The organism is Pedobacter arcticus A12, from assembly GCF_000302595.1.
GTDB classification, from domain to species: Bacteria; Bacteroidota; Bacteroidia; order Sphingobacteriales; family Sphingobacteriaceae; genus Pseudopedobacter; species Pseudopedobacter arcticus.
In genome coordinates, this window is sequence record NZ_JH947127.1 from 607,231 (window position 1) to 621,951 (window position 14,721).

Annotated in this window: 15 protein-coding genes; 10 read left to right on the top strand and 5 right to left on the bottom strand. The window is 32.1% G+C overall.

The window, feature by feature from the left end:
- Positions 1-358: 358 nt before the first annotated feature.
- From B176_RS0114290 to B176_RS0114330, 8 genes are all read left to right on the top strand, one after another.
- Positions 359-583 (top strand): helix-turn-helix domain-containing protein, encoded by a 225-nt coding sequence (locus B176_RS0114290; protein WP_017259509.1) that lies wholly within the window; start codon positions 359-361, stop codon positions 581-583.
- A 387-nt stretch (positions 584-970) separates the two neighbouring features.
- Entirely contained in the window at positions 971-1,426 is a 456-nt protein-coding gene (locus tag B176_RS0114300; protein ID WP_017259511.1) for a hypothetical protein, read from the top strand.
- 40 nt (positions 1,427-1,466) lie between these two features.
- On the top strand, positions 1,467-2,231 hold the full coding sequence (locus B176_RS0114305) for a Cthe_2314 family HEPN domain-containing protein (protein WP_017259512.1): 765 nt from the start codon (positions 1,467-1,469) through the stop codon (positions 2,229-2,231).
- A gap of 439 nt (positions 2,232-2,670) precedes the next feature.
- Positions 2,671-3,138, top strand: coding sequence for a DUF6932 family protein (locus tag B176_RS0114310; protein WP_017259513.1), 468 nt, complete (start codon positions 2,671-2,673; stop codon positions 3,136-3,138).
- Complete coding sequence (locus B176_RS0114315) at positions 3,135-3,653, top strand: helix-turn-helix domain-containing protein (RefSeq protein ID WP_017259514.1); 519 nt, start codon at positions 3,135-3,137, stop codon at positions 3,651-3,653. The genes B176_RS0114310 and B176_RS0114315 overlap by 4 nt, the downstream gene beginning before the upstream one ends.
- Positions 3,654-3,656: 3 nt before the next feature.
- On the top strand, positions 3,657-5,273 hold the full coding sequence (locus B176_RS20375; protein ID WP_017259515.1) for a KGGVGR-motif variant AAA ATPase: 1,617 nt from the start codon (positions 3,657-3,659) through the stop codon (positions 5,271-5,273).
- A 146-nt stretch (positions 5,274-5,419) separates the two neighbouring features.
- Positions 5,420-5,572: a hypothetical protein gene (locus B176_RS21025; RefSeq protein WP_017259516.1), complete on the top strand. Its 153-nt coding sequence runs from the start codon at positions 5,420-5,422 to the stop codon at positions 5,570-5,572.
- A gap of 22 nt (positions 5,573-5,594) precedes the next feature.
- Complete coding sequence (locus B176_RS0114330; RefSeq protein WP_017259517.1) at positions 5,595-6,776, top strand: hypothetical protein; 1,182 nt, start codon at positions 5,595-5,597, stop codon at positions 6,774-6,776.
- A gap of 155 nt (positions 6,777-6,931) precedes the next feature.
- On the opposite strand, the gene B176_RS0114335 is transcribed toward B176_RS0114330, so the two are convergent.
- From B176_RS0114335 to B176_RS21220, 4 genes are all read right to left on the bottom strand, one after another.
- Positions 6,932-7,570, bottom strand: a complete 639-nt coding sequence (locus B176_RS0114335) for a hypothetical protein (protein WP_017259518.1) — start codon at positions 7,568-7,570, stop codon at positions 6,932-6,934.
- Between the two features lie 12 nt (positions 7,571-7,582).
- Complete coding sequence (locus B176_RS0114340) at positions 7,583-7,894, bottom strand: DUF3892 domain-containing protein (RefSeq protein ID WP_017259519.1); 312 nt, start codon at positions 7,892-7,894, stop codon at positions 7,583-7,585.
- 847 nt (positions 7,895-8,741) lie between these two features.
- Positions 8,742-9,743, bottom strand: a complete 1,002-nt coding sequence (locus B176_RS19670; RefSeq protein ID WP_017259521.1) for an FRG domain-containing protein — start codon at positions 9,741-9,743, stop codon at positions 8,742-8,744.
- A gap of 278 nt (positions 9,744-10,021) precedes the next feature.
- Entirely contained in the window at positions 10,022-10,822 is an 801-nt protein-coding gene (locus B176_RS21220; protein WP_017259522.1) for a hypothetical protein, read from the bottom strand.
- Between the two features lie 848 nt (positions 10,823-11,670).
- Here B176_RS21220 and B176_RS0114360 point away from each other — a divergent pair.
- Positions 11,671-12,990 (top strand): hypothetical protein, encoded by a 1,320-nt coding sequence (locus B176_RS0114360; protein WP_017259523.1) that lies wholly within the window; start codon positions 11,671-11,673, stop codon positions 12,988-12,990.
- A gap of 34 nt (positions 12,991-13,024) precedes the next feature.
- Here the strand turns inward: B176_RS0114360 and B176_RS0114365 are convergent, their stop codons facing one another.
- Positions 13,025-13,504 (bottom strand): hypothetical protein, encoded by a 480-nt coding sequence (locus tag B176_RS0114365; RefSeq protein ID WP_017259524.1) that lies wholly within the window; start codon positions 13,502-13,504, stop codon positions 13,025-13,027.
- Positions 13,505-13,586: 82 nt separating this feature from the next.
- Here B176_RS0114365 and B176_RS0114370 point away from each other — a divergent pair, with 82 nt between their 5' ends.
- Positions 13,587-14,453 (top strand): hypothetical protein, encoded by an 867-nt coding sequence (locus B176_RS0114370; RefSeq protein WP_017259525.1) that lies wholly within the window; start codon positions 13,587-13,589, stop codon positions 14,451-14,453.
- The last annotated feature ends 268 nt before the right edge of the window (positions 14,454-14,721 follow it).

Genomic DNA, 14,721 nt, shown 5'->3' on the forward strand with positions numbered 1-14,721 from the left:
ATAGGGACTTTTGAGAATGTAGTTGAATAATTTTCATTGCTCGTATAGATTTACGAGTCTTGTGGGTATTGCTAGAAACTATAAAAGTGGGTTTCTACCTACCATAACTCCATTTAGTTTCTCACGCCCTATGTTGATACGGATTTACAGCAGAAACCCACTCCTATTCTGTAATGCTAAAATAACATTAAAGTAATAAGGAATGGGTACAACTCTGCTGTCCTGCATCAACGGCGTGAGAATGGAGTTGCAAGACTCTTATTTATACCTATTTACGTATTACTCAAATATAGTATTAAAATTAAATTGTTGCAAGTTCTTGTAACAATTTAATTTATAAAAATCCTTGTCTTTAGACATGAATGAAGCAAGAGACAAAGTAAGATTAACTAATTTTGGAGATAATCTTAGAAAGATTAGAGAAAAACTAAATTTAAGTCAAGATGAAGTGGTTGCTAACTGTGACGTTACAAAGGGAAATCTAAGTAATATAGAAAATGGAAAAAAGGATTTTCATTTTACAACTTTACTGGAAATAGCAAAGGGATTAGGTGTAGAGGCTAAAGATTTATTGAATTTTTAATATCACTTGAGTTTAGCTCAACTCACTAAATTCAAGCATAAACATATAATACATTTTTTTAGGAGTAGATATGAAAGAGTCTCTCTTAACTCTAATAGAACAGTTTATAATAGATTTCATTTTGAAATTAAGAAATGAGAGAAAGCTTAGTCAGGAAGATATTGGGTTTATTTTAGGTGTTAAACAGTCCTTCGAGATTTAGTGATACCCCAGAAACGTTTTTAAAAGGTAAAAAATTGTGGTAAGTGGGAAGGTAATTGAGTATAAGAGTAAACCGGAGGTTATTGTTACGGAGCCGAGGCAGATTACAGTTTTAGAATAAATTACCACCATGTTTATATAAATGGATAATTACGAACAATTAGTACCTGACGTTAGGTGGTAATTATGTCTGAAACTCCAAATTTTGAGGCATTCCAAAATCATATCGTACCGAAAACGCAGCTTAACGCTAGTGTTCAAGAACCAATAATAAAATACTACAATATTACCAAACAACTTATTATTTATAGCTATTTTGAATATGAATTTCTAACTGTTGCATTAAGGGAAAGTTTATTATTAATGGAACTTACATTGAATGTTTATTACGAAAAAGTAAATGGGATAGAGTGTAAGTTAATGCTAGCTAAAAGCTTAAAATGGTTCAAAGAAAACAAATTTATTAAAGATGAAGAAGGAGCCAGAGTATTAGATTTAATTCGTTTGATAAGAAATCATCATATGCATCCATCTAAACATATTATAAATCCTCCATCAGTTGTCGATATTATTGATTTAATCATCGTTTGGATAAACAAACTCGATAAGAGAGTAAATAAACAACATCCAAATCTTCTATAGTTTATAATAATAAAAGTTCGTCACTTCTAAATATCGTTGTGTGAGTAGAAAGGAAGAGATGGATTATGTTAATAATCCATTTTCAATTAATCTAATAACGTCGCTATCCAAATCAATTAACGATTTGGATAAACGGCAAGGCTTTATATTGGGCGAGAATAACCATCATTTATTGAACCCAGAAGAGAAGTATATATCATACGTTTCAAAAGTACATTCCAACCTCATTGAAGTAAATAATCAAATATCATATATAAGAATTTTTTTAATGCGATACCCGTTCAAACAGCATTATAAAAAAAACAATATTTCTGAACTGGAATATATACAATATCACATGGAAGTTCTTTTTCATAAAACTCATACAGTATTGGAAATCATGAAACTTTTAGTAAACAAAGTTTATGATTTAAAAATCCCTGAAAAAGATTGCAACTGGCTTAACATGTGTAAATACATTAATAGAAAAGAATTATGCATGAAGTATATTGATTCTTACTACAAAACCTTTGAGAATATTATTGATTCCCGTCATCTTAGCTCTCATAGAGGTTTATTCTTTGACAATCAAAAAGACAACATAGAAATTGATATGGGCTTTAGTCTTTATAAATTTGAAGGTTATGAAGTAGATGAGGAACTAAAAATGATATTTCCTTTGCGCTTTATTGAATTCGAAATTAAAAGATATAAAAAATCGAGAGTCGAATTGGTAGAAAAGATAATATTGCATAAGAACAAAATTTTGAAAGAATTCCTAAGCTCATTGCAATTAGAATTTCAACGACAAAAATCTAATAAATAAAAAAAAACACTGTACGTAGGCTTAAGCAAAGCGTGACTACGGATTAGTTAATAGAAAGGAGTTTACAACTCCCTTATACTGAAAATGTAACGTAAAAAATCTATCTTAGTTTATGAGAGAAATTATTGTCATTTCCTATTAGCGGCTTTTGCTCTCCCTTCTTTTATCATGCTTCGCCTCCGCTCAGCCTGACAACGACTCAGAAAAGCATTACAGATAGCATTCCTTGCAAAAGAAGCTAACCAACACTATAATGAGAGCGTTAAAATTTATGGTGTAGTTAGCGGTGGGTGTATTAGCCATATTGAAATAGTTAAATTAATATGAATTCAGAAAATTAAAATTATTACAAAATACTACCTAATGAATAATATTTACATTAAACAAATAGCATTACAACAAAATAGTTGTAATATTGTGATAGAAAATAATAACTGGTATGCATATTGTATTTGATAAAGACACAGGTTTGCTAATACCAGGTGAATATAAATTGTCTATTAAAGAATTTGAAAAGGAGTTTGTAACTAATGAAGAAAGACGAATTATATTCAAGGGTTTCCAAAAGTTAATAAAAATTTTTACCGCCATTGAATGTGAGTATCTCTACGCTGATGGTAGTTTTGTAACAAAAAAACCTTTTCCTAGCGATATAGATGTTTGTTGGCATATGCATAATGAAAGTAGTAAAAGAGATCAACAATTGGAAGCATTACTTAAAATCTGTCCACCACTCTTTTTTCTAAACAAAATAGAAAATCGAGAATATATTCAAAAAGAATTCTGTGCAGATGTTTTTCCTGCAAACACAAAAGAAAGAGATTCTGGATTACTGTTCAAAGATTTTTTCCAGAAAGATAAACACACAGATGAGCCAAAGGGCATTATAGTTATTGACTTATTATGATCAAAAACAATAAACAAAAAATATTAACTGAGGAAAGAGTTTCAGAACTCATAAAAGTAAGGAGTAAAACTGAAGCTAGTAAAGAAATAAGCAAAATAGAAAAACTATATACCCTTAATTCTTTTGATGGGATGATTGCGAACTTGCAAGAAGAACTTGAAGAATATAAAACATTAAAAGAGGGTAATCTTAAAATTTTAGAAGCAAAAAACTTAAAAGAACTACCTCAACTTATTATTAAAGCAAGAATAGCACAGGGAATTTCTCAAACAGATTTAGGTAAAAGACTCGATATTCAAGCGCAACAGATTCAAAGATATGAAGCAAACGATTATCAAACTATTTCTTTTGATAGGTTGCTCCAAATTGCCAAAATCCTAGGAATATGTGTTCGTTTTGAGAATACGATTGTAATAGGATCAGGACCGAAATTTGACATACCAGAAAATATTACTGAAGATGATATTAAAAATGCAGAGAGAATTATTAGACAAAAATGTTCTCTTGTTATATAAATCATGAAGACAATAACATTCTATTCATATAAGGGAGGTGTAGGTAGATCTCTTGCTTTAAGTAATATTGCCATTAAACTATCTCAGCTGAAGAAAAAAATCTTTGTAATTGACTTTGACTTAGAAGCTCCTGGTCTTCAATTTAAATTTGATGAAGATTATAATTTAAATAAGAACGAAAGCAAAAAAGGTTTGGTAGACTATATATATAGTTTTGCAAATGAGAATATAATACCTAACAAACTTTCTGAATATACAGATATTTTAGAAGCTAGAAATATTAACGATAATGATATTCACTTTTTGGCCGCTGGAGACTTTGAGAACAATGATTATTGGCGTAAACTAGCAACTACCAAGTGGTCTCAATTATTCTATTCTCATAATTCTTATGGTATCCGTTTCTTCTTAGATCTTAAAGCAAAAATAGAAAAGGAATTTGCGCCAGATTTTTTACTAATAGATTCCCGCACTGGAATTACTGATATTTCAGGCATCACCTTAAAAATATTTGCGGACGAAATTGTCGTATTAGCAGTAAACAATAGGGAAAACTTATTTGGTACAAAAAAAATATTAACGAGTTTAACTGCTCCTGAAAATGAATTGTTAAACCATAGCCCTAAAATCCATATTGTTCTTACTCGCCTACCCTTCCCGGAAAAAGTTGAGGATAAATCTGAAGAATTTCTCATTTTAAAACGTTGGGAAAAAGAAATCCAGACGGTGAGTATGGAGAAAGTAAAGGATATTACGATTATTCATACTGACAAACAAATTCATCAAAAAGAAATTGTCAAAATTGGTGAAACGGGTAAAACCAATACTATTACCTATGATTATTTAAAACTCTTTGAAAAGCTTTTTCGAGGCACCCCTATTACTGAAACTGACAATCATTTTGAAACCATTAAAGAAGCCGAATATTTATTTAATAAGGCTCTTACAGAAAATGATACATTATTAAAATTAGAACTCTTAAACAAAGCAATTGACCTTGACCCCACAAGATATGAATATTTTAAAGAGCGAGGACAAATTTACTATTCCTCACAGAACTTAGAAAAATCATTTTCCGATTTCCATAAAGCTTTAGAAATCAAGCCTAATGACCCTATATTAATGCTTTATCTAGGGAATCTTTACTATAATAAGCGTGATTATAAGGAAACTTTAAAATATTTAAACAAATTACACATTCCAATTGAGTTAACATATCTTTTGAAGGGACTGAGTTTAAACAACTTAGGTAAAACAGAAATGGCAAAAAAAACCATTTCTGAGGGAATTGAAAATTTCCCTAATAGTGCTCTACTTTACAATTTAAGAGCGAATATATTACGTAAAGACAAAAAATATGCTGATGCACTAAATGATATCTACAAAGCAATAGAAATTGAGCCAAACAGAGGACTTTTATTTGCCACACTTGCTGAAATTTCACTTGAACAGGATAAAAAAGAGGATTTCTATTTAAACCTTAATTTGGCATTATCTAAAAATTTAACAGCTGCTGAACTGAATACTGCAAAAACAGTTTATGAAAAGGTGAAAGATGAAATAAAGTTTTTAGATCTCTTAGAGAAATATCAAATTAGACTTGAGGATATATTAAAATAATTCCTGTTTTGACAACTATAGCATTTACCCTTCGTTGGTGCCACATTTAAATTTATGGTACGGTAAGCGATGGGCGTTATTTAGAAAAATCATTTATTACCTTAATAAATGTAGATGGCGCATACCCCAACCATGCCCTTACCATTATGATAAAAGATATAGACCGTAAGAAATTTAGTTATGCCCCGGAGAGTTTTTTAAAAAGGGAAAACGTAGTGGTAACTGGCAAAGTGGTGGAGTATAAGGGTAAAGCGGAGGTTGTTGTTACGGAGCCGGGGCAGCTTGTGGTGGTGGAGTAAAATATAGATTTTATTTAAAATTATGATTTCCCCAACACAAATAAGAAAGCCTGAAAATTGGCAAGATTTTGAAAAACTATGTAAGAAACTTTGGGGTGAAATTTGGGAGTGTTCTGCTTCTATAAAAAGAAACGGACGTGGTGGTCAAAACCAGAGCGGTGTAGATATTTATGGCTTACCTAAAGGCGAAAAGCAATATTTCGGTATACAATGTAAAGGAAAAGACGATTATTCTAAGAGTAAGTTATCTGAAAAAGAAATTGACCTAGAGATCGAGAAAGCGAAACTCTTTACCCCTGCTTTACATACTTTAATTTTTGCAACTACTGCGGATAAAGATGTTAAGATAGAGGAATACATTAGAAAGAAAAATTTAGAAAACATTCAAAATGGTTTCTTTAATATTGATATTGATTCTTGGAGTGACATTGTCGATTTATTGGAAGAAAGAAGAAATACCTTTAATTGGTATATAAACAACTGCCAATATAAAGACGCGTCCGATGTAAACGTATTATTCGGCAGTAAAGAAGAAATAGAAGTATATCCAAAATATATACAAACCAGCAAAATATACAGACTAAAACGAGCAATAGATTATTCAATATTACCTGTTTGGGCAAATCCAGATCATCCTTTAGCTAAACAATTAGCTTCCATGCAGAGATTAAAAGAACCAATTTATTCAAGTCCATTCGATCGAAAAAAAAGAAAGATTGATCATAGATGGTGTTCATTACCATTTAAAATTTACAATACCGGCTCAACTGTAATTGAAGATTACAAATTGTTAGTAATTTTTGATGGAGATAAAGTTGAAAAAATTGATGACAAATACCGTCACTTCAATCCAGGCCCTTTATATGACCAAGTAATAGTTGCAACAGAGAACGCTGAACGGAGAAAAAACAGGCAAGTTTTCCAATCCTCCGAATATTATAACCTCATAGAATTCATACCAACAAATAAAATTTTAGTACAGGAAGATATTGTCAGGTTTGAAGTGGGTATTATTCCTAAAGATAATATAGAAGAAATTGCAGTAACCTGGTTACTTAAATCACGTGATTTTAAAAAAGAAGGAAAATTAAAACTAAAAATTAATCCTCACTACGAAGAAAAAAGAGAAATAATAGAAGTAGAAAATCCAAACGAAGTAAAAGAGCCAGAAATTATACTAACACCTAAGATAACCGAGGAATAACATCCACTTTTCGGAGCATTAGGCATTGCGTCATTTAGAGTTTTTAAATCAAAAAGTGTTTCCTACTCCATTGTGATATAAAAAAACAAAGCCCCTCTTTGCAAAGGGGCAGTTAAGCAATTTTCATGAAATTTAGACTAATAAAGTTCAATTAATTAAGCTACTCGACGCAATGTATTTTTAATTTTATTAAAAATATCACAAGCTTCCTCAATAGCAATACTTATATCAGCTTCATCGTAAGATTTTAAATCAAAAGCGTTCTCACTTAGACAATAAGTGCCGATTTTTAAATCTTTTGGTTCACAACTAAAAAAGTTATGTGCTAAATATTCTTGCAATAATGGAAACCTAAGTTGGCTTTCCCAATCTAGTGGTGCTTCTGTAAAGAAATAAGCAGCATTATAATCTTCATTAGACACTAGAAGAGGTGAATTACCCGTTAGGCTGACTTCTGGAATCAATTCCCATTTAATCCTTACCATAGGTTTTTCTAAAATAAAACCTTTTGCATTGAACTCTTCAAAATAAGGCATCATTCTATCTAATAGAAATTCTTGTTTTTTTCTATTAGCAGTATTATCTGCGTAATTCATAAATCTTTGCTGTAAAGCCTTGATGGCTTCTGAAATTACTAGCTCATCTTTATGAACATCTTTAACATTCTTTTGCCAACAGGAAAACATTCCAAAACTACCGCCAGCAGCTTGAGGATTATCACTCAGTAATTTTTGCGCAAAAGCATTTGGGTTTCTCCTAACCTCTTCTAATTGTGAGCATGGTACTTTTATCATAATTTTCTTAAATTAAAGTGAATAGAACCCTTTCATATCCATACAATTGTCCAAGTTATCAATGGCAGTCGTATTTGCAACTGTTCTTAGATATTCCCGACCGTTATTTGATACTACTTCAACTTTAGCACCAATCTTCCAGTCTGGATAAAGCCATATTAAGGTGTGAGCTAGGTTGCCGGCCTTAATTAATCTAATCACTTCACTTTCTGACTTTTTTACACCACCAGAAAATGTAGAAGAATTGTTTTTACACAAAGAAACATGTGTAATTCTTTCTTGAGTGTCTTTCCACACCCCATTAATAAAATAATCAATTGCCATAATTTTAAATTTTAAGTGAGCATAACTCTCCCTATTTGGCAAACAGAGAGAACGTTAATTAAAATCAATTGATTTGTATGGCTGAAAAACCACCGCTTTGAGGAGTATGTAGCTGTTATAGATTGTAAACGCGATAAAGTTTGTTTTTATCAAACTTTTTTTTAGCTTTGCGGCTTGTAATACTAATATCTATAATCTGCTTACAGGTTACACTGTCAGCAACTTAAATTTATATCCTGGCAGATGGTCGAAGATCTGTCGGGATTTTTTATTTAAATCCAGATTCGTTTTATCAGTTACTATGCCAAGCCACGAAACTTAAAATTGAACTAAAGTTGCTTTCGGTTCAAAATCTATCATTTTCGTTACAAACAGCGGTTAGATTTTTTTTTACTTTTAAGACAGGTTTTTAATAAATTGATTTGAATGACAAGCTGACAGTAAACAATTCTATTAATTTAATAACTGACAGTATACTTATCATAAAACAATCACTTTTGCTAGTATTAACCTTACCTCTTAGTGTTACTTAAAGATGTGAAAAAATCAGCTAATTCGTACCTTGTAAAATTACTATAAACCTATAATAACAAATAATAATGACGAACTGGAACAATAACAACCTAAGGAGTATTTCTGAATACGAGCTCGATTTACAATGTTTAGAGAGTAATAGAATGGGGAAATTAAAATTTAACATTACTGAACAAAAAGATGATAATGACAAGGAAATTTTAACAGGTCTAAAGATTATTGCATTTTTAGCAATTATTGGTTTCGTAATTCATAGGGTGATAAAATTCTTTTTTACTCGATAGGAAGAATAGTCTCTGTTTTCGGTGCAGCTTCACCTGATCTTAGTTAATAAATCAATAGAATTAAATTGTTTTATATCATATTTACTTCCACCAGAATTTTTTAACATATGTATTATCAATTCTCTATTATCATAATACCCTTTCAAATACTTCTGCTTAATAGATCTACTTAAGCCGTCTAGATCTGGATATATACTATGTTCACTTATTCCTATTATTTCCAATTCCTTCAAAATCTCGTTTTTTTTGTTTCCATCAATAATGATAGATTTCAACCAATCTTTCTTTGCACATGTTAAGCCAGTTATTTGATTCCCGAAAATCGTAAAACATCCAGACTGTGATTGAATTCTTCGATCGATATAAGGTGGATATACCGCTAAAGGAAAATATGCCTCTTCTGATTCAATATCGCCATCATTGGTTAAAAAATCCATATACAAATATCTTCGCGTAAGCTCAGTTAACCTTAGTTGATTCTTTTTATTAAAAAGTTTTTTCTTCTTATAAGTATTCGCAATTCCTGGAATCAGTTTGTATTCTTTGGTTTCCCTATTTGAAAATAGTTGTTGCATTGTATAGTTATTAAGCTCAAACGGATTTAACATCCAAACCCTCGCGTCTAACGAATTGCCTGCAGAGTTTGTAGCAAAATACAATGCTATTAAAGCATTCTCTGTCCAGTCCAACAGTCTCGTTAAAAGGCCGTAATGTTGCATTAAGAAATATCTATTAGCTCTTGTATTCTCGATATTATTTTCTTTTAAATAAAAGACTGCTTTTCTGTAATAATCGGAATTTATATTTCCCTCAATAGATTGTATATTCTTAGACATAAACTGTTTATTTGTGCTAAGATTTATAGACTCCGCTATCACTCTATAAGCATTGGGAACAAGGGGAGTTTTGTAGTTTATACTTGATTCTCCTCGAAACCAGAATACATTAGTTTCATCATCATCAGTAATTGATTTTTTTTCTGTGTTTACTATAGTTTCAATGTATTCTGAAACCGATTTTACCTTTTGCATATTTCTTTACTAAAATAATAACTGCGATTATACCCTTCTACTATTTATAGTCTATTTCCTTGCTCTCAAAACTTTTCAAAGAAAGTATCTATCACGATGGCTGGAGTTTGAGAATAGCAAAATGTAATGTAAAAAATCTAACTTAGATGACGCATAAAATTATTTCATTTTCTTATAACTACCTATCCTTATATGAGGCATAAATATGCTTTCTGACTTACAAAAAGCATATTTATGAACTATTTTTGAAATCGTTAATTTTGCTTAATCCGCAGACTTCAATTACAGTTTGCAGCTTGGTCGTCAGCTTCCACGGCAAGTTGAATTACATAACCAACCATGAAGGCATCGACTATAGAAAGTGCATAATCTCGATGGATTGGCAACGTATCGGGTCTCAATACATCTTCATAGATATATTTTTCCGCATCCCACATTTCACGAACCAGTTCGGGGTTTTCTGGCTCAATCCTGTCAAATACACGCTCGAAACTTGAGTTGGCCGTTCTGGTAAATTCCAGCCTATCAGCTGAAGCCAATGGTAAAGCAGAAATCATCACAGTAGTTTTATTTTTTACTTTCTTTCTTTTTGGTTTAACAGTTTGATTTTCTTCTGATAGATTTTCTTTTTTTATCCCTAACCGGTAATCATAACCATCACTTTGATGTCCATCTACATCAGCAAAAACCGTTTTGAAAATATCCAGTTTATCCTCATCATCGAGTGTTATATTATTTTCACTTTCCACATCTAAGATATAATAATCCCACTCTTCATTTGTGATCTTGTGCATGTTATCGAACAGCAGTTTAGCCAATTCCATTGCTGGCTGTGACGCTTTTAGCATATCCGTCCATTTTTGAAATCCTCCCAATTTCGCAATGATATGCTGTGCGTTCATTAGGGTGAAATTGTTTTCATCAATTTCAAAGTCCGAAATCAGAGCTTCAATATCGAAGAACTTGGGCGCATATTCAAATAAGTCGCGACCATAAGTGGAATCGAAATAAGGCTTTTGTGTTTTGAAATCTTTGTGAAGATTTTTTGCTTGGAGTTTGATGTACTCAATAGTTTTCATAATAATACATTCCTTTTATACCAACTTACTATCTCTACTTTTCGCGTTTGTAATCTTGTTTGGATAATAAGCAGGTAGGTTTGCATTATTAAACTATTGGCTGATGAAATCTTTGCACAAACGAGCAAGCTTGCCAATAAGCATATACAATTATAAAAATAAAAATTCTTAATTTCAACACTTTGTGTAAGCAATCAAAACTAATAGTTATCCATGCTGTTTTGCAACAGGGATGGTAGGTGAAATTTTGTAAAAATTTGTGCGTAGCACCGAAGCGATTAGCGGCGTACCGCACAGCTCGGCTGTTGCCCAATAAGTATCATCTGGTGTATTAACAAAGGAATTTTATGTTGCTATTACCAAATGGCTGGGTATTGGAAAGATGGGGCAGTGCTAAAGAACTTGGAGACCTCTCTTGCGTTCGAAGTGACGGTGTGGAGTGTGAGCTGTGAAATATCATTAACAACAACTTAGACAAGAATCACAAATTCTGTCGAAGTAACGAAAGAAACATTGTTTAAAGCAGTAAGAACAGCAGTAATAAGAGAAGAACTTCGACAAGTCATAGTAACAGAAGTAGTAAATTGAGATTCTGGAGTCATCTAAATTTTAAAAAAATCCCTAGCGGGTGCGAGCTTTAAGCTCGTAGCCCCAACACCTGCCCTTAGAGTTCTGAAAGGCTCTAAGGATTTCAAGAATAGATAGGTTTTCAACCGACCGGAAAAATAATCCAATCCATGACGCAAAGTTTAGAAGAACAGTTCAAAGATTTGCAAAAAACCGATAGTTGGGTACAGGCGAGAATGTTGGGATAGTTATCAATAATATCCATATGGAATTTTAAATAAATGCTTGAAAGTTTCAACCCTAAAGAATCAGCTTTTTTAGCTTGGTTTATAATTACATTTATTTTTATAATAGCATATTCTCCTGCTAGGAAAAGGACATTGCCGTTTTTGAAAACCTTGTTCGCATGGAAATTATCGGTAGTATATTTATCGGCGTTAGCGTATTTCTGCGGATGCTTAGCATTACTTTATAACCTTGGCATCTGGGAATTTTCCTTATCAAAAGATGCATTATTCTGGTTTTTATTTTCAGGAACTGTTATGATGTTCAATATTGCAAAAGATAAAAAGCCAATTGTATTCTTTGAAACAACATTAAAGTCGCTTCTTAAAATCACGGTCTTCTTAGAGTTCATTATAGGATTAAGCACTTTTAGTTTTTGGATAGAGTTTGCACTAATACCAACGGTAGTAATAATTGCTGGGATGTATGCAGTGAGTACAACGAAGCCAGAGTATGCTAAAGTCAACAATATTCTTAAACAACTTCTTTCTTGGAGTAGCATAGCGATATTTCTATACATTCTGGCTAAGGTTGTTCTACATTATTCAGATTATCTTAAAGCCGAAGTAGCAATACAATTCTCGCTACCTATCTTTTTCACGGTTCTATTTATTCCCCTCTTAGCAGGATTATCATTATATGTACATTACGAACAATCGTCAAAAGTGATAAAGCGTCACATTAAACCTCAATTGTACCGCTACGCAACAGCAAGGGCCTTAGTGTACTTCAACTTTAACATCCAAGGTCTATTAAGATGGCGAAGACATATTGCCGTAAATCGTGTTCATAGCAAAGATGAAATATCAGCCACGATGCGGGATATTCGCCAACTGCAACGAATAGAATTAAAGCCTCCACCTGTTTCGGAACTAGATGGTTGGTCTCCTTATGTTGCAAAAGATTTTTTAAAAGGATTAGGAATTGAAACAGGAGATTACTGGCCTGATTTAGGCGATGAATGGCAAGCGATTTCAAACTATCAGAAATTAGGTGACGATTTTATGGACGGTGATTGCAGTTACTATATATTTGGTACAAGGTATGTGGCTAAAAAGTTAAAATTAAACCTGAGAATATTTGATAGTTCTTTAAAGTCTGACGCTAAAGAAAAGTTCTTATTGCGATGCAATCATCTATACAGTAAAGCTTTGAACAAGCCTCTCCCTAAAGCCTTGATTGAAGCTATTAAAAAAAACAATACCATTAGTTATCAAAATAATAGTTCAACTATTACTGTAGAAAAAGATCAATGGCTAAATGAAAAGAAAGGATACGACTTAATGTTTATTATTGAACATGGGAAATACAGATAAATCATATAAATTAAACCAATACAACTCAAGTTAATTATTTAACTGTATCTATAAAAATCACTTCATACTTATAGCAAATAGTCCTAAAAACCTCTTTAACAATTCCTAGCTCGACATGCTCAATATCCTCATTTTCATTAAATATCATCAAAAATACTCCTTTATGCTTTTTAAACTCATAAGAATAGGTTTCGATCTGAAATTTCGTTCCATACAAGAAATCTAAGATAGCTGTTGCTTTCTCTTTTATATCTTCGAAAAGACTTTCTTCTATTTCATTCTCTTTTGTAAGTTCACTTAGGATTTCTTCCAGATAATATCGTTTTTCATCCCCTATGTCTCTGTCTAACCTCTGAAGTTGTGCTTCAATAGACTTTAATTGAGGCAAAGCTTTCTTAAGTTCACCATGGGGAACATTTGAATGATAATGCCTTATTTTTTTTACGAGGTCGCCTAATATATCATTATAAGACCCTGCTGGAGCATCCGTGTACTCATATTTCAACAATTTCATTTAGATAAAAATTTGATTTTAGTTCATTTATACATACAAGATATTGTTTTTTTTCTTAACTATGAGGCAACCTAAAATTCTTATGGATAATATCTCTACATTATTTAAGAACTTAAACCAACGACTATCCAGTCCGTTTTTCTTTTCGTTTTTATTGGCATGGTGTGTTTTCAACTGGCAAATTATTATTGCCTTATTATTTTATAAACATAGCGAGGTAAAGCTAGATGGCTATCATTCATATATTGATTTGATACAACAAAATACATCTTCTACAAATAACTTATGGTGTCCACTATTAGCTGCGTTTGCTTATACCTTTATTTATCCCTTATTTAAAAATGGTATAGATGCTTTTTTAGCTTGGACGAAAACGTGGGGAGAAAATTGGAACCTAAGGGTATCTAAATCTCGAAAAATATCCATTAATAAATACTTACAGCTGAGAGAAATTTATGAGACACGCACAACAACTTTAGAAAATATTCTTAAAAAAGAGAGCCTTCATTTAAATGAAAACGAAAGACTCCGAAATGAAATGCTTGATTTAAGTAGTAAAAACAACAGCTTATTTAGAGAATTATCACAATGGAAAGCAGCGAATGATGTCAATATTCTAAACGGTGAATGGTTTTATAATTATAGGTTGAAAGATGCAGCAGGAGTAATTATAACGAAGAATTATGAACTGATTATAAACGGCAACCAGATCGATATTATTGATAATACCAAAAGAAGTAACATACAGTTAGAAGGCTTCTATAATGACCCGAATCAAAACCGCATTACATTTACACTTAAAAATGAAAAGGGCGGTTACGAACATTTTGAATTACGTAAAACCGATCTCAATAATTTAAATTTATTGAAGGATACTACCAATACCGGAAAAACTGTAGAATTAAAAAGGCAACGTCCCGTTCAAGAAAATGTTGAATTAAAGGATTAATGTGATTATTAAACTGCTTTAATATGGTTACTGCGCCGAAGATTGGGGATAGTACAAAGGACTTACAGACCTCTCACATTCTTTCGAGGTGACGGAATGGAGGATGGGGAATCTGGTGGAGGTTTGGCTGGTATTGCTTTTGAGCTTATTAACCACCGTCTTTAATTCTCCCGCGAGCGGGAGACAAGGGTGCAGAAGCCCGTGAATTTCGGTTGGTGCTAAGAATTTAGGGACCCCTCTCTTGCGTTCGAGGTGACCTGGAGGGAAT